The organism is Bacillus sp. ISL-7, from assembly GCF_018613065.1.
The window spans coordinates 17,195-33,757 of the sequence record NZ_JAGGQW010000037.1 but is presented as its reverse complement, the minus strand read 5'-3'; the positions used below and the strand labels follow the sequence as shown (position 1 = coordinate 33,757).

General features: G+C 36.9%; 16 protein-coding genes. 6 read left to right on the top strand and 10 right to left on the bottom strand.

Annotated elements, in window-relative coordinates:
- Window position 1 precedes the first annotated feature (1 nt).
- Together treC and treP are read right to left on the bottom strand one after the other, a co-directional pair.
- A complete protein-coding gene (treC, locus tag J7E66_RS15015; RefSeq protein ID WP_215001317.1) occupies window positions 2–1,669 on the bottom strand; it encodes an alpha,alpha-phosphotrehalase in 1,668 nt (555 codons plus the stop codon).
- An 85-nt stretch (window positions 1,670–1,754) separates the two neighbouring features.
- Complete coding sequence (treP, locus tag J7E66_RS15010) at window positions 1,755–3,179, bottom strand: PTS system trehalose-specific EIIBC component (protein WP_215001315.1); 1,425 nt, start codon at window positions 3,177–3,179, stop codon at window positions 1,755–1,757.
- Between the two features lie 418 nt (window positions 3,180–3,597).
- On the opposite strand from treP, the gene J7E66_RS15005 reads away from it, so the two are divergent.
- Together J7E66_RS15005 and J7E66_RS15000 are read left to right on the top strand one after the other, a co-directional pair.
- Window positions 3,598–4,170 carry a GNAT family N-acetyltransferase gene (locus J7E66_RS15005; RefSeq protein WP_215001313.1) on the top strand — a complete coding sequence of 191 codons (573 nt, stop codon included), beginning with the start codon at window positions 3,598–3,600 and terminating at the stop codon, window positions 4,168–4,170.
- A 75-nt stretch (window positions 4,171–4,245) separates the two neighbouring features.
- The gene (locus J7E66_RS15000; protein WP_214717173.1) at window positions 4,246–4,656 is read left to right on the top strand and encodes a VOC family protein; all 411 of its coding nucleotides are present in this window, start codon (window positions 4,246–4,248) and stop codon (window positions 4,654–4,656) included.
- A 45-nt stretch (window positions 4,657–4,701) separates the two neighbouring features.
- Here the strand turns inward: J7E66_RS15000 and J7E66_RS14995 are convergent, their stop codons facing one another.
- Both J7E66_RS14995 and J7E66_RS14990 read right to left on the bottom strand, forming a co-directional pair.
- Window positions 4,702–5,892 carry a M14 family metallopeptidase gene (locus tag J7E66_RS14995; protein ID WP_215001311.1) on the bottom strand — a complete coding sequence of 397 codons (1,191 nt, stop codon included), beginning with the start codon at window positions 5,890–5,892 and terminating at the stop codon, window positions 4,702–4,704.
- A 122-nt stretch (window positions 5,893–6,014) separates the two neighbouring features.
- Window positions 6,015–6,410, bottom strand: coding sequence for a thiol-disulfide oxidoreductase DCC family protein (locus tag J7E66_RS14990; protein WP_251032933.1), 396 nt, complete (start codon window positions 6,408–6,410; stop codon window positions 6,015–6,017).
- A gap of 182 nt (window positions 6,411–6,592) precedes the next feature.
- On the opposite strand from J7E66_RS14990, the gene J7E66_RS14985 reads away from it, so the two are divergent.
- Complete coding sequence (locus J7E66_RS14985) at window positions 6,593–7,234, top strand: phosphatase PAP2 family protein (protein WP_215001309.1); 642 nt, start codon at window positions 6,593–6,595, stop codon at window positions 7,232–7,234.
- 92 nt (window positions 7,235–7,326) lie between these two features.
- Here the strand turns inward: J7E66_RS14985 and J7E66_RS14980 are convergent, their stop codons facing one another.
- From J7E66_RS14980 to J7E66_RS14965, 4 genes are all read right to left on the bottom strand, one after another.
- Window positions 7,327–8,004, bottom strand: a complete 678-nt coding sequence (locus tag J7E66_RS14980; RefSeq protein ID WP_215001307.1) for a DUF2642 domain-containing protein — start codon at window positions 8,002–8,004, stop codon at window positions 7,327–7,329.
- 191 nt (window positions 8,005–8,195) lie between these two features.
- On the bottom strand, window positions 8,196–9,599 hold the full coding sequence (locus J7E66_RS14975) for a hypothetical protein (RefSeq protein WP_215001306.1): 1,404 nt from the start codon (window positions 9,597–9,599) through the stop codon (window positions 8,196–8,198).
- 71 nt (window positions 9,600–9,670) lie between these two features.
- Window positions 9,671–10,213, bottom strand: coding sequence for a hypothetical protein (locus J7E66_RS14970; RefSeq protein WP_215001304.1), 543 nt, complete (start codon window positions 10,211–10,213; stop codon window positions 9,671–9,673).
- Window positions 10,214–10,367: 154 nt separating this feature from the next.
- Window positions 10,368–11,438 carry a CotH kinase family protein gene (locus tag J7E66_RS14965; protein ID WP_215001302.1) on the bottom strand — a complete coding sequence of 357 codons (1,071 nt, stop codon included), beginning with the start codon at window positions 11,436–11,438 and terminating at the stop codon, window positions 10,368–10,370.
- A 309-nt stretch (window positions 11,439–11,747) separates the two neighbouring features.
- Between J7E66_RS14965 and J7E66_RS14960 the strand changes: the two genes are divergently transcribed.
- From J7E66_RS14960 to J7E66_RS14950, 3 genes are all read left to right on the top strand, one after another.
- Window positions 11,748–12,518 (top strand): hypothetical protein, encoded by a 771-nt coding sequence (locus tag J7E66_RS14960; protein ID WP_215001300.1) that lies wholly within the window; start codon window positions 11,748–11,750, stop codon window positions 12,516–12,518.
- Window positions 12,519–12,566: 48 nt separating this feature from the next.
- Window positions 12,567–12,884 carry a hypothetical protein gene (locus J7E66_RS14955; RefSeq protein ID WP_215001298.1) on the top strand — a complete coding sequence of 106 codons (318 nt, stop codon included), beginning with the start codon at window positions 12,567–12,569 and terminating at the stop codon, window positions 12,882–12,884.
- A 223-nt stretch (window positions 12,885–13,107) separates the two neighbouring features.
- Window positions 13,108–14,466 (top strand): arsenic transporter, encoded by a 1,359-nt coding sequence (locus J7E66_RS14950; protein WP_215001296.1) that lies wholly within the window; start codon window positions 13,108–13,110, stop codon window positions 14,464–14,466.
- A 21-nt stretch (window positions 14,467–14,487) separates the two neighbouring features.
- On the opposite strand, the gene J7E66_RS14945 is transcribed toward J7E66_RS14950, so the two are convergent.
- Window positions 14,488–15,093, bottom strand: a complete 606-nt coding sequence (locus J7E66_RS14945) for a VanZ family protein (RefSeq protein WP_215001294.1) — start codon at window positions 15,091–15,093, stop codon at window positions 14,488–14,490.
- On the bottom strand, window positions 15,094–16,440 hold the full coding sequence (locus J7E66_RS14940; protein ID WP_215001292.1) for a D-serine ammonia-lyase: 1,347 nt from the start codon (window positions 16,438–16,440) through the stop codon (window positions 15,094–15,096).
- Between the last annotated feature and the right edge of the window lie 123 nt (window positions 16,441–16,563).

Here is a 16,563-nt window from a genome sequence, read left to right as displayed (position 1 = left end):
TTCATCTTTTCAGGTAATACACAACCGACTCATATGGCCGCAAGGAGATTTCCGGGCCAATTGGTGTCGAATCCTCATAATTAGAGAGTAACATCTCACTATCATACTCATCAAGATGTAAATCAGTAGGGAGAACGAATGCTTTCTCTTTATCGTAAAAATTGTTGATCACTAGTAATTTTTCAGAGCCACTTGTTCTAACATATGCAAATATAGCATCATCTTCATTAGAAATAGGGAGATATTTTCCAACTGTAATCACATCATACTTTTTTCGTAATTGTATAAGTTTTTGATAGTGGAAAAAGATAGAGTCTGAATCTTTAAGTGCCTGCTCCGCATTGATTTCCTGGAAATTACTTGCCGTTTGAATCCAAGGAGTCCCGCTTGTGAAGCCTGCGTTTTCATTTGCATTCCATTGGACTGGTGTTCTTGAATTGTCACGGGATTTTTGTTTTAGGATGTCAATAATCTCATCTTGGTCCATACCCTCATTTTTCTTGATGTTAAAAATATTTAAGGACTCTACATCTCGATATTCATCGATGGAGTTGAAGTTAGGATTGGTCATCCCAAATTCTTCACCCTGATAAATATAAGGGGTTCCCTGCATCATATGAAGGGTGGTGGCCAGCATTTTAGCCGATTCTTTATGATATTTTTGATCATCGCCGAAACGGGACACGACCCGTGGCTGGTCATGATTACACCAGAAGAGGGCATTCCAGCCGCCGCCTTGATTCATTCCAACCTGCCAATTAGATAAAATCTGTTTTAAGGTATGAAAATCAAAGTCTGCTTTCGTCCATTTATCACCATTGGGATAGTCGACCTTTAAGTGATGGAAGCTAAATGTCATGTTTAATTCTTCTTGGTTTGGGTTCGTGTATTTAATGCAGTTATCAATCGATGTAGATGACATTTCACCGACCGTCATAATATCGTATTTTGAAAAAACTTGTTCGTTCATTTCATGTAAAAATTCATGAATTCTTGGTCCATCGGTATAAAATTTCCGGCCGTCGCTGTCATCCTGAGGGAAATTCTGGTCTTTGGAAATTAAATTGATAACATCGAGACGGAAGCCATCCACACCTTTTTTTAACCAAAAGTGCATCATTTCGTATAGGGCTGCACGCAGCTTTTCATTTTCCCAGTTTAAATCTGCTTGGGTCACATCGAATAAATGTAAGTAATACTGTTCGGTTGTCTCATCATATTCCCATGCCGAACCACCAAATTTAGATTCCCAGTTCGTAGGAGTCTCACCGTGCTTGCCGTCCTTCCAGATGTAGAAGTCACGGTAAGGATTATCTCGAGAGGTGCGTGCTTGCTTAAACCATTCATGTTCTGTTGATGTGTGATTAATAACAATATCCATTATGATTTTTATGCCGCGTTTGTGTGCTTCTGCTAGTAACCTATCAAAGTCATCCATCGTTCCATAATCTTCATGAATTGCGTAGTAATCGCTGATATCATACCCATTATCTCTTTGAGGAGATTTATAAATGGGAGTAAGCCAAAGGACTTCTACACCGAGTTCTTTTAGATAGTCTAATTTTTCAATAATGCCTTGAATATCTCCAGTTCCATTTCCAGTCGTATCATGAAAGCTTTTTGGATAGATTTGATAGACGACTGCTTTTTTCCACCATTCATTTGACATTTCAAACACCTGCCTATTTTAGATTAAGTAATTTAATGGAGAAAAGGAGGGAGCATGTCTCCCTCCTAAATATGTGATTTAGCTTTTATTTTTTAAAAGAAAATTTATTCATGCGTGTTTTAGCGAATATAATCGTTAGCATGAATGGTATGACAATTGCTACTACCATGGCAATCGCAAACATTGCCATGTGCTGACCCTGAATGGAAAGGAATCCGGGAATACCACCGACACCAATTGAGTTAGCCATAACGTGACTACCAACTGAGACAACACCTGCGATCATTGAACCAATCATTGCAGCAAGAAACGGGAAGCCATACTTTAAGTTAATACCAAACATAGCTGGCTCGGTTACACCAAGGTAACAAGAGATGGCAGCTGGAATAGAGACTTGTTTTTCTTCTTCATCCTTACGATTAATAAAGATCATCGCAAGTACAGCTGAACCTTGGGCAATATTAGATAGTGCAATCATTGGCCATAGGTTTGTTCCGCCAAGTTCACTCATTAATTGTAAGTCAATCGCATTCGTCATGTGGTGCAACCCTGTTATAACAAGTGGTGCATATGCGAACCCGAAGATTGCCGCAAAAACCCAGCCAAATGAAGAGGTTAAGCTTGAATACACTACATGAGAAATTCCAGAACCGATGCTCCAGCCGATAGGGCCTAAAACAGTATGAGCGATTAAAACAGTAGGAATTAACGCTAAGAATGGAACGACAATCATGGAAATGGAATTTGGAACAATTTTACGTAATCTAGTTTCTAAGAAAGCAAGCACTAATCCAGCTAAAATTGCAGGAATTACTTGTGCTTGGTAACCAATCATTTCAATTTTTGCAAAACCGAAATCCCAGACAGGAATATCCTTTGCACCTGCTACAGCATAGGCATTAAGCAATTGCGGAGATACTAGTGTAATACCAAGGACGATACCAAGGATTTGTGAACCACCCATTTTTTTCGTAACCGACCAGGTAATTCCGACTGGAAGGAAGTGGAATACCGCTTCACCAATTAACCATAGGAAGGAATGAACACCTGCCCAGAACTGTGAAACCTCGATGATGGACTTTGTTCCATTATCAAGTAATTTGATATCACCGATGATGTTTCTAAAGCCGAGGATTAAGCCTCCGACAACTAGTGCAGGAATTAATGGGGTAAAGATTTCGGCTAGGTGGGCCATCATTCGTTGCAGCCAGTTCATATTCTGTTTGGCTGCTTCTTTTGCTACTTCTTTAGAAGTTCCATCCACACCAGCAATTTTTACAAATTCATTATAAAAGCTAGATACTTCATTCCCAATGATGACTTGGAATTGTCCGGCTTGGGTAAATGTACCTTTTACAAGCTTAATGGACTCGATTTCTTTAATATCCGCTTTGCTTGGATCGTTTAAAACGAACCGCATTCTTGTAACACAATGGGTAACGGCTGCAATGTTTTCTTTACCGCCAATGTGTTTTAATAGATCATTTGAAGGATCTGTGTACTTCGTCATTTGTCTTTCCCCCTGTTTGAATGGGCATGACCCCATTTTCTATCCTCTATTTTTTTATCACTCTATATACAGTCATGTGTACGTTTTCATAAACGATCGTTGCTTGTATATACAAGTTATGATTACGATTTCATTTTAACTTGTATATACATGTATGTCAACAAGGAAAAATTTTATTTTTATAAAATTGCAGAAACTTTTACACTTTAAAGGAATAATGATTGAAAGAAAATTTTGAAAATGGTAATATAAAGATGTTTAAATTCTTCTGAGTTTAGACCTCCTAATTAAGGACTTGGCCTAGACCACCAAGTTCTCATTTGGACCTTTGATTTTATTTCAAAGGTCCTTTTTTTTATAAAAATCTTCCTTACTGGGTATTTTGGTAATAAAAGAAAAAAGTAGGAGGCAAACTGCCTTGGAATTTCAAACAATAAATCAATGGGATGAAAAACTTTGGAAACAGGTGAGTCCTATTTACCATCAAGCTTTCGATGGGAAAGGAGCGAAGCCGGAGAAGATCATTCGGAATATGTTTCAGAAACAGCTTTGTTTCCTACATATAGGAGTTGATGAAGGTCAAATAGTGGCGATGGCATTGACCGGGAAGTTGGAAGGAACGCAGGCCCTGCTAATTGATTATTTGGCTGTCCACCACAAATGGCAGCATCGTGGGATAGGCATGAAAATGATGAAGTATATTCAAGAATGGTCAATGACCAAAGGAAATATGAAAAGTCTGTTGATTGAAGTTGAATCCGAAGAAACGCCTGAGACACTTTCAAGGAATCGTTTTTGGAAAAAGTGCGGTTTTACCTTAACTGATTACATACATGATTACAAATGGGTGCCCGAATCTTACCGAGCTATGTTTTTGAACATGGTGCCTGACACCAACTTGCCTGAAAAGGGTGAGGAACTGTTTAAGTTAATTGAGAAGTTTCATAAGGCATCTTATCAGGGATCAGAAGTCGGAGGAAATAAAAATTAATTTTTAGGAAAAGCAGGTCTTGTTGCGGTAAGTGTAGTAAATAATATTGATGTTAATCAAAAGGGAGTGTTATAAATGAAGGGTCAAGCGACACCATACTTAATGTTCGATGGAAATGCAAAAGAGGCATTAGAGTACTACCGTGAAGTATTCGGCGGCGAAATATCAAATCTTCAAACCTATGGTGAGGCAGACTATCCGACACCGCCAGAGGCGCATGATCGTGTAATCCATGCTCAATTTAAAAAGGATGATCTTTTCCTAATGGCCTCAGACGCCTTTCCGGGGAATTCTGTCGTAGTAGGGAGTAATATTTCATTAACACTGGAATTCGAAAGCGAAGATGAAATCCGTGGGATATATGATACTCTTAGTCAAAAAGGAACGGTTTATATGGAGCTGCAAGATACTTTTTGGGGAGCAAAATATGCGAAGGTAAAGGATGCCTTTGGTGTGATTTGGGATCTTAATTATACAAAAGCCTAATTTTATTCAGAGGGAAAGGAGGCAGGAGTTTTTCGGCCTCCTTTTTTACATATAAAGTCCCGCCAAGAAAATTCCCAGTGATTTTTGATAGATCTCATCAAATTGTGACAATGGAAGTGGATTTATTCCTCGCCCGAGTTCAATCGTAAATCCTGGTCGTTTCCAATCTTGAATAAACCAATCCTTGCAACCGGCATAGCTCTCGATCGTTTTGATGGGCTCGTAACCACTTACTCGGCTAAATTCTTTTACAATGTCCTCTGATTCAGGAGGTTCAAGATTTTCAAACCCCCAGTAGATGACCTCACCTTGTGTATGAAAGGCTAGAACTCTTACAAAATTTCGTTTTTTTATTAGTTTTGCCATTGCCATTGCTTCAGGCTCTGATAAAGGTTTTTCACCGACAAAATCTCTTGGTCCAGGCTCAGTCTGATTCCTTGCCTTTTCTAATTCCCATCTAGCCGGGAATTGGTCATTTAGGTCAACCCCTCGAATATTAGCTTTCCAGTCCGTAAAATCTGTACTGCCCTTATTGAAATCAACCACTCTTTTATTCCAATTTTCGATTTCTGGGGGGCCATGTAGAACGAGGTCTACTCCATCTGGATTTACCATTGGGACAATAGATAAAATGCTTTGTTGGTAAAGTGGAAACATGGGTAGTCCTCGGATCAGATTATGATTTGTCAGAGCTAATAAATAATCATTTAAAAAGGTCATGATGATTGATGTGGTTATCCATTCATTGGCATGAAATGATCCATTATAATGAACTCTTTTTTCACCCGTTCCGATGACGATCTCTGGAATTTTTTTCCCAAGAACAGACTTACCAATCACAGGTATCTGCATAAACGGATAAACCTCTAATAATCTCTTGATATCATTCATCAATTTAATGTAATCATAACTTTGGCCACTATCCACTAATCTCCAAGTGATTCTAGTTGGAACCTTAATGGTTAGACCTACATTTAGATTTTTTTCATCAAGGTTAGGATTAACCAAAGTAATAGCCTCTAGAGGAAGAGATCTGCGTTGACCAATACTCCATAAGGTATCGCCAGGGCGAATCTGATAATCCTGGGCAGCAAAGCCTGGTAATCGTACACGTTGGCCTTCAGAAAGATTATTATGATCGACATTTCTGTTCGAATCAATTATTAGCTGCAAATTTATATGAAACATCTGGCTGTAATGCCATAATGAATCTCCTTTTCTAACGACAACCTCCATAAATACCCTCCTGCAGTAAAAAATAGTATTAATAATATCTATGCTATAGGGAATAAAATATTAGTTAGAATTAGAGTATCTTCCACCATTTACCAGTTATTGATGTATTAAACAAATCACGCTTAGTCCAAAAATCTCTGCTTCCAATTTGGCAAAGGGAGGATACAACTTTCTTCTTTTCCAAACCATTTATAACGATTCTTTGCAACTATGTCGTAAAGAAAATCCCTGAAAAGTGGAGGGAGGAAGCGGAAGATCGAAAATATGCGCCAAGCCCCGCCTAATTGACTGCAAACACGAAGAGCAGCACTTGATTTTATATAGACCTTTTCCTTTTCAATTAGGACGAAACTATTTAGGTCATAGTTTAAGCTATGCTTTTTTAATAATCTTTGGCCAGTCTCACCTTGGAGTGAGGCAAATTTAAAATAGCCCGAGGTGTCTCTTTTAATTATAAATTTCACACTGTTGTTACACAGATTGCAAACCCCATCAAACAAGATAATCCGATCCACCATTCCACCACCTTCACAACTAAGTTTGTGTTGTAATTTAGTTTAGCATAATTTCAAAAAAATTTGAGAGATGTATGGATATTTCGTTTATTTTTACCGTATTTGTGGTACCATGGAGTGTGTTCGACTATTTCTGTATAGTAAACTAGAAAATTAGGTTTTTATATATTAAGGGAGGAATATGATTGAAAAGTTTAATAAAAAAAGCTCCCTATTTACTATTTTTGCTTGTAATTCCTCTTCTAGCCAAAATTTATGAATTATTAAATTCCCGTTCACATAGAGCAATCGATATTAGTACGTCAATTGACCAAGTGATACCGTTTTTGTCGGTCTTTATCATTCCATATATCCTTTGGTATGCTTATATTTTTTGTTATTTAATCTACTTTTGTTTTAAGGACACAAAAGTATACCTTAAAACGTTAATTTTAATTGTTGTAGCAGAACTGATTTGTTTTGTTATTTATTTCTTTTTTCAAACCACCGTCCCAAGACCAACTATTGAAGGTAATAATATCTTTAATCATCTTGTTTTGTGGATTTATGCAAATGATCGTCCGTTTAATTGTTTTCCGAGTATCCATGTACTTACCACATTTGTTATCATGCTTGCTTCACTTCATATTAAAAACAAACATCTAATTAACAATGTTTGTATCCATGTTGTCGGGACTTTGATTATCATTTCAACCCTATTTGTTAAACAGCATGTCATTTTTGACATGATTGGTTCGATGTTCCTTGTTACTTTCCTTTATGGAATTGCTTTTGAATTATTGTCATTTACCCGAAAAACGGAAACTGCTTATGTAAAAGAAAAATAGTTTAAAATACCTAATAAAAAGAGTGTCTCTAGACACTCTGTTTTTTGTTTTAAAAGCTTGTTTACAAATAAGCTATAGAAAAAATAAACCAGTTAAGTCATATGGATTGTTTTAATATGTTGAAGATTAATAAAGACTGGATCTTCTTTTGCACCGATTAATTCCACGAAATTATCCTTAATCCCTTTTACCTTTCCGATAACATTTTCATTCTCCCCGATATTAAAGACGATCAATTCTCCAGTTAGTTTTTCAATTTGAACCTCAAACGATCTGGCAAAGGTGATATTGCTAGGATTTACTGGAAGATTTGCGTTGCTTAGACCGTATGGACGTTGATTATTTGTGTATGGAATTAACCATTTTAAATGGTTAAGAGATATAAACATGGTTTTGTATATTGGCGAGTAGAAAACAAAATAATTATTCATAATACTTATGATATAACCATGTAGTGCTTGATTGCTTGTTACATATATTTCTGTAAAAATACCTTTAGCAGCTGTCAGAGTTTTTCTTAGTGATATTTCTTCGTTATTATTATAAATAGGTGTGGGTTCGTCATTAAGTGTAATTTCATCAATTTCTTTAATTTCATCTTGTTTTAAATACCGCCAATTTTGGCAATGAATAACAGGGATGTAAAGGTAGTCATATCCATTAAAAACGACCCATAAATCGCTGCCTACATCAATCAGTACCCCACTTATGAATTTCTTTCCCGAAATCTCAAGACTGATATATTTTCCAATATTTTCTTTCATCTTCATATTTTCACATCCTTTCCTAGGTAATCCCATTTTACAAATAGAGGAGGGCTGATATCACTAACTAACTACTTATAATATGTTTACATTATAAGGAATGCCCAACTCATATTTGTATGGTTTTTGGGGATTTTAACAGGGGTAATATGAAGGAATGGTCTTATATATATTTTCACTATTACGATGAGATTTCATTAATTCAATCTTGATGTTCGATTGTTTCTGTTTGGCCATCCGGAAAACGGGAATGGTATTTTGCTGTCAGTATTAACTGGTTCACCGGAAAAACGAAGAACTCTTTGCTCTTTCTCCTTTTGTTTCCATACATTCTGATTGTTGCTATTATTGTTCATATCATTTGGTTTATAATCTTCTGTTTTCTTAGTTGCTTGGTTTTGTGTAGTTGTTGATTTAACTACTTTCTCTGCTTCTTCTTTTGTTTTTGTTGATTTTGTTTCATTCTGTAGTAATTTATACGGTGGAGCAGGCTGATTGTCTGTTTTTTGTATAGAAACTACTTCTTTTACTTGTTTCATTTCCTTCGATTGTTCGCTAGATATTGATTTGGTCGACTTAGCTTCTTCACACTTTTTATCTTTAGTACTCATATCATTTGACTTTTTCATTTCAGTGGAATTTTTGGACGATTCCTTTTCGTCTGTTTGAGATTTCTTAATCTTACAGTTATTTGAAACGAGCTCATCCCTGGTTTTAATCATTGTTGCTTCAATTTTTATTGGTTGTGACCAAACAATTGTATTGTTAGGTTCAAACACTTCTTCTTTAACGGTCTCTTCTTTTTTCATAGCAGATTTTTCTTTACTATTCGAATTTTTTTGTTTCGATTCCTCTTTATCACCGGAAGAAGAAGAGTGATTCTTTGAATCCTTTTTATCACCGGAAGAGGATGAATGATTCTTTGAGTCCTTTTTATCACCGGAAGAAGAAGAGTGTTTCTTTGAATCCTTTTTATCACCGGAAGAGGAAGAATGATTCTTTGAGTCCTTCTTATCACCGGAGGAAGATGAATGATTCTTTGACTCCTTCTTATCACCGGAGGAAGATGAATGATTCTTTGAGTCCTTCTTATCACCGGAGGAAGATGAACGATCCTTTGATTCTTTTTTATTATCATTATTTTCGTTTTTATTTGATGAAGACGTCTTCACAGCCTCTTCTTTAATAATACCTTTGAGGATGTTGGACACATGTGTTAATTTTATTATGATCCGTTCATCACCGTTAATTAAAGTAACAAAGTCTGTATCAATTTCGCTTAAAACACCAGTAAATCTTTGTTTGTTGATAGTCAATATCGTTACCCAAGTATGTTGAAAGGAAAGGAGTAAATCTGTTAAACTCTGTGTTTTTAGAAATTTTGCCGTTGTTTTCTCAGGTTGAAACTCTCTTGTATTTTTTGTGATTGCTTGAATTTTATCAATGTTATAATAAAAAATGTATTTATTTTCGGTTTCGAGCACTACATGGTCTGCCTCAACACCAATTAGTTTTCCTTTAAATACGTCTTCACCTACATAAAGATTTACACTAAAGCCTTTTAATAAATCCAATGCAGCTGAAAATTTATCTATCCCCATGTTTAATCCTCCTTAAAGAGATAATGAGTCGCTCCTCTAGTGGAGAAGCGACAATATTTTTATTCGTGATCTTATTTATCCTTGTTCTTGTTACTGCTGTTCTTACTACTGCTGTTCTTACTACTGTTATCTTTGTTATCATCGTCTTTATCGTCGTTGTCATTACCATTAGATTCATTGGATGAATTATCAACTTTCAGTCCGTAGCTTATGTTTCGAATGTGTTTCATCGAGACACGGACAACTTCTTCTTTAACAATCAGTGAAGCAAAATGTTTGTTTACATCGCTTAGTACGCCTTCAAATGATTCAGGACCGCCACGATTAATTTTCACCCATTGAAATCTTATTTTTCCTAAAAGCTTTACAAAGTTTTCGGCCTTTTTGAAATCAAGTTTATCTGGGACCTTCAAACCAAACTTCATATCATCTTTAGCACTTTCTGTGATACTTCTGACATGATTTGTCTTATAAAATACGACTCCATCGTGTTCTGTTAAGATGGCAAAGAAGTCTTCAAATACTGCCAGTAATTTTCCACTTCTTGATTCTGGACCTCCGCGATCAACCTTAATGGTTTTTCCAACAAATTGTTCCATCATTTCTCTATCCATAAAAGAATTATCCTCCTTTAAATTAAATAAACATTTACACTGCATCTATATGTATCACGGGGTGATGTTGTACTAATAAAGTAGCCTTTTTTTCCTGTTTTGGGTAAAAATAGGCAAAAAAAAAGGGATATGATTAGATTCATATACCTCTTATCTATACGAATAATGCTAATTCTTCTTTAAGGTAAGAGCTTCTTTTTTTAATAAAATTAAAATAAACCTTTTTTTCTTGTTCTAATGTTGCTGGGTTTGAACTAATAAAGGGATCTAGACTCATGTGTGGTTTTAAATAATCAAATAATTCATTGATAATTGGTTTTTGGACATCCAGAGTGAAGTCGTTTTCCAAAATACTTGAAAGTATTTCTTTATATTGTTTTCTAAAGTGTTTAAAGTGGAAAAGTCTTGCTGAAAGTGTGTTAAATCCTGTTAATGGTACATAATCATAAACCAGTTTTCTGCCATGGAGGTTTCTACCCCATGTCCCATCATAATCCCAAGGAGTAATTTCATATAGTCCGGTTTTACCATTTTTATATAATGCATAATTATGGATAAACCCGTCATAATTTTGGACACAAACAGCTCCAGCGACCCATCTGAAATATTTCTCGACATCCAATACATGTGGGATTTTTTTTTCAAAATCTTGATTGTTTAGGGCATTAATCATCGCGATAAAGTTTTTTAAATCAAGGATATCTTCTTTATCACCATATTTTAATGTATATCCCTGGTCTAATCGTTTTTTTATTTCTTTTTTCTTAGTTAATAAGGAGAAATTGGCTCGATTATTGGTTGCATAAATAATCGGACCATCAGGCAATTTTCTTTTTTCAAGAAGATATTGATCAAAAGATTCAATCTCTAAATAGATGCCCTTACTGTATCCATTGATATTCAGCAGCACATGCCGAGAGTGGGGAGATATGACTCCGATTCGATCAAAAAAATCCAGCGATAATTTGTTTCTACTTAATGATACATCTGAAAATTCCGCATTAAGATGAATTTCATGTGCTCCATTGACCTTGTACGGATTTTGAAAGACAATTCGATAAGATTTTTTTTTCTTATCCCTTATTACATTTCCTCGATAGGAAATTTTTACATTAAAACGATCTTCTCCTATCTTTAATACTGCAGGTACTAATTCATCATTCCAAATGTCTTTATCCAATTTTTTTAACCACTTCGGATTAATTAAAATTTCATATTTTAACACTTTAATTCTCCTAAATAACATTTTTTTTAGATATATGCATTCTCTTGGGTGGTTGTGTATAGAAACTCTAAAAAATATGGGTTAAAAATATATGATTGTCTATGTCAAATAGATAAAATCATCATAAATTGAAATAGAAAAGAAAAATTTGTTATGAAAGTGGTGGAATAATGGTACTAAAGCTTAATATTGAACAATTACTTTCACAAGCTAAAGAAAATGGTGTAGTTGGGTTTCTAGATAATAATCCTGTTGGTAAAAAAGGAGGTAACAATAAGTCAAGTTCAGACAGTTCAGGATCTACTGGCAGTGGTAAAAGCGGTAGCAGCAAAAGCAGCAGTGGAAGCTCTGGCAGTGGCAAAAGCGGCAGTGGTAGCTCTGGCAAAAGCGGAAGCGGTAGCTCTGGTAGCGGAAGCAGCAGTAGCTCTGGTAGCGGAAGCAGCGGTAGCTCTGGTAGCGGAAAAAAACCAAAAGGCCCTAAAGGACATAAAGGCCCTAAAGGTAGCAAGGGTAGCAGCGGAAGCAGTGGAAGCTCAGGCAGTGGAAGTGGAAGTGGAAGTTCAGGCAAAAGCGGAAGCGGAAGTTCAGGCAGTGGAAGCTCAGGCAGTGGTAGTAGCGGATGCGGAAGCTCAGGTAGCGGAAGTTCATGTAGCTCATGTAGCTCAGGCAGCTCAGGTAGCTCAGGTAGCTCAGGTAGCTCAGGTAGCAAAGGCAGTGGAAGCTCTGGTAGTGGAAGCAGCGGCAGTCACGGAAGCGGAAAAAAACCAAAAGGTCCTAAAGGTAAGAAAGGTCCAAAAGGTAAGAAAGGTAGCAAGGGAAGTAGCGGCAGTGGTAGCTCAGGTAGCGGCAGCTCAGGCAGCGGTAGCTCAGGCAGCGGAAGCTCAGGCAGTGGAAGCTCGGGCAGTGGAATCTCAGGCAGCGGTAGCTCAGGTAGCGGAAGCTCAGGCAGCGGAAGCTCAGGCAGCGGTAGCTCAGGCAGTGGAAGCTCAGGCAGTGGAAGCACAGGTAGCGGTAGTTCAGGTAGCGGCAGCTCAGGCAGTGGAAGCTCAGGCAGCGGTAGCAAGGGCAGTGGAAGCTTAGGCAGCGGTAGTTCAGGTAGCGGCAGCTCGGGCAGTGGAAGCTCAGGTAGTGGAAGCTCAGGTAGTGGAAGCTCAGGCAGCGGTAGCCACGGAAGCGTCAAAAAACCTCGTCCTAAAGGACCTAAAGGAAAAAAAGGAAGCTCAGGTAGCTCAGGTAGCGGAAGCAGTGGCAGTCACGGTAGCAGTGGCAGCAAGGGAAGCAGCGGTAGTAGCGGTAGTAGCGGTAGCAGTGGCAGCAAAGGAAGCAGCGGTAGTAGCGGCAGCCACGGTAGCCAGGGTAAAAAAGGTCCAAAAGGAAAAAAACACTAACAGTAGCAACCGATACTTTCAAAAGTATCGGTTTTTTTGTTCATTCCTTGTTACATAAACCTATTAAAATGCATGTGTGTTATTCGTTTATATATAAAAATATAGGTAAAAAACTAGTAGAAATATTGAAAATACTTCTAGTTACATGCTGATTTATGAAAAGACGAGACATTCGTTTAGAACAAGCCTTCACATTGGGACGTACTATAAAGCAAGGGACAATAAGGAAATAAAGGGAAAATAATGAACGAATTTTTTGTGAAGGGAGTAAATTAATTTATATGTATCATCAATCGACGGTAATCATTACCATCTTTGCTTTTATTCTAACAATGGTCCTGATCTTTATCCGTCCAAAAAATATGAATGAAGCAATCCCAGCTGCAATAGGGGCCATTATTGTTTTTGTAAGTGGAAGCGTTTCGACTGGGGATTTATTAGATATAAGTTCAAAAGTTACGGGGGCTGCAATTACCATTATCGCCACAATTGTTATGGCCATCGTACTTGAAAGTTTCGGTTTTTTTAGCTGGACAGCTGCGTTAATGTTGAAAATATCGAAGGGTTCGGGTATTCGATTATATTGGAATACTTTAATACTCTGCTTTTTAATGACACTATTTTTTAATAACGATGGAAGTATCTTAATTACTACACCAATCCTGATCTTAATTTTAAATAATCTAAAGTTAAAAAACAGGCAAAAGATACCGTTTCTCTTAAGTGGTGCGTTAATTGCGACTGCTTCAAGTGCTCCAATAGGTGTTAGTAACATCGTTAATCTAATAGCCTTGAAAATAATAGGAATGGATTTGTATCTCCAAACGGAAATGATGTTTGTTCCTGGGGTTCTGGGATTACTATTTTTATCCTATCTATTATTCCTAGTTTTTAAGAAAGATATTCCGAAAGAAATCCGCTTCCATTCCTACTCCATTCCACTGCATAAAAACCGTCCATATCATCCATTACAACAAGACTCGGAAACTTTATTCAATCAACAAAAGAAACTCATGATCAATATGCTCATCTTTGTATTCCTTGTACGGATTAGCCTTTTCGTCGCATCCTTTATTGGCATCTCAGTCTCGTTGGTAGCTGTGTCTGGTTCGGTTATCTTGCTTTTATGGAGATGGATTCACCTAAAGGTAAATCCAAAAGATGTGGTCGGTAAAATTCCGTGGCATATTTTAATATTCGCCTTTTGTATGTATGTCATCATCTATGGTTTACACAATATTGGATTATCGAATCTTCTTATAAGCTATCTAAAACCAATCGTTAATGATAGTCTGATTCATGCTAGTTTAACCATGGGTGTCATAACAGCATTTCTTTCAAATATCTTTAACAACCATCCAGCCTTAATGATTTCAACCTTAGCCTTGACGGATATGGGACTAGAACCCCTATTAACGAAAACCGTTTACTTATCAAACATCATTGGCAGTGATATTGGGTCTCTGATCCTCCCAATCGGAACTCTTGCAACACTACTTTGGATGCATATTTTAAAGACTAATAAGATTAAAATAACTTGGATGGAATATATAAAAGTGACCATTGTTGTCATACCTCTAACCCTAATTTTCACGCTAATTAGCTTGTATTTATGGCTATTACTCGTATTTGCCGCTTGATAATAAATGATACTAAAGGACTCATCTATCGATGGGTCCTTTAATATTCGGGATATTCACCACTTGTTTAACCAAAGGAAAGAGAACGCAGCCTAGATAAATTCCAAGTAAATTTAAAATCAAATCGTCTATGTCCAAGCTCCCACGATGGGAAACAAATTGCAAAACCTCAATGCATGCAATCATCAATGAAGCAATAAATAATGCCTTCCATTGAGAAAACTGTTTACACCTAAGGAATAGGCCATATGGAAGAAACAAACCAATATTAGCAGCTAGATTATAAAAGGAAATTAACCAGTTCACTTTTCCTGACAAATAAAATGCAACGGTGGAAAAGGGGACAAGATTCATTGAGTGATAGCTTTGCTCGTTTGGACGGAAAAATAACAATATCACAAGTGCAACCGTGTAGAGAGTTAACCCTCCCAAAAAGAGTGGGTAGGGAAGATTGATCGTTTCTTTCCGGATAAATAAAAGCAACCATAAGACCAACCAAACAATACAGAACAGGACCACTATTAAAACGATTGGGTGTAAATATAAAATTAGTCGAATAAAAACAGGTGAAAAAAGAATAAATATAACAAAAGAAACCATCATTGAAATAAATAATGTTTTTCTCAATTATAATGATCTTTTTTGATAATATTCTGCCATCATTTCTGCAGGAACCATGCTTCCACCAGTTGCCCAAATGATATGTGCAGCATTGCTCATTTTATCCAATAAATGATGGTTCCGTAAGTAATCATTTCCCTCTCTACATAAGAAAACCGGTCCAATCATCCCTGCGAGTGCAGAAGGCTCTAAATGAATTTCTTCAGTATCGACAAGATCCTTGAGCAATTTGTATAATTGTTCGTCGCTTATTGTATAACTTCCACTTAAGAAAGGATCAATAATTTTGCCGACAAATCCCGAGGGTCTACCGACAGCAAGTCCATCTGCATCGGTGACATTGTCAATTCCGATATCCTGAACAGAAATTTGATCATGTAATCCCGTCATTAATCCGAGTAACATACAAGGAGAATGGGTGGGTTCAGCAAAGAAACAGTGGACGTTATCTTTAAACAATTGCTTCAATCCAAATGCTACGCCTCCTGGACCACCGCCAACCCCACATGGCAGGTAAACGAATAAAGGGTGGTTTTCATCAACTGTGATTTCTAACTGTTCCAACTGCTTTTTCAACCGGGAGGCGGCCACGGCGTATCCTAAAAATAAATCACTTGAATTTTCATCATCCACGAAATAACAACTAGGATCTGCTTTTGCTTGGATTCGTCCTTGCTCGACAGCTTTGCTGTAATCGGCTTCATATTCAATTACCTGCACATTTTTGCTTCGAAGCAAGTCCTTTTTCCATTGTTTTGCGTCCGCGGACATATGAACTGTTACCTTAAACCCTAATTTAGCACTTATGATACCAATACTTAGCCCTAAATTTCCAGTAGAACCGACGGCAATAGAATAAAGGGAAAAGAAGGATCGGAATTTTTCACTTGCTAGAATCGAATAATCATCTTGGAGGGTAAGCAATTGTTGTGAAAGAGCCAATTCTTCTGCATGTTTGAGTATTTCATAAATACCGCCTCGCGCTTTAATTGACCCAGAGATTGGCAGGTGACTATCACACTTTAGTAATAAATCACCTAAGATAGGCTGTCCGTAATCCTGGGCTAATTTTTGCTGCATAGATGGTATGCTCACTAATGGAGATTCAATAATCCCATTGGCTGCTTTGGTTTCCGGGAAAACCATAGCGAGATAGGGAGCAAAACGATTCAATCTTTCTTCCGCATCTTTAATCTCCTCTACAGTCAGCGGAGATTTTTCAATCCCTTGCTGAGAATTTTCAAGGTTAGGATTCACCCAAAATACTTCATCTAATGATTTGAGTTTTTCTAATAATGGGAGTTTTTTGCTATCGAGCCATGTTTGTATTTCTTTGTTATTCATGTTCTTCATTGGGATACCTCTGTCTTTTGGGATTATAATCAAGCGTTTTTTTAGAATATATATATTTTATCACAAGAATATTTTTGCAACGTTATTAATTGTAAAGTAGTCGCTTGTCTTTAACACTTGTTT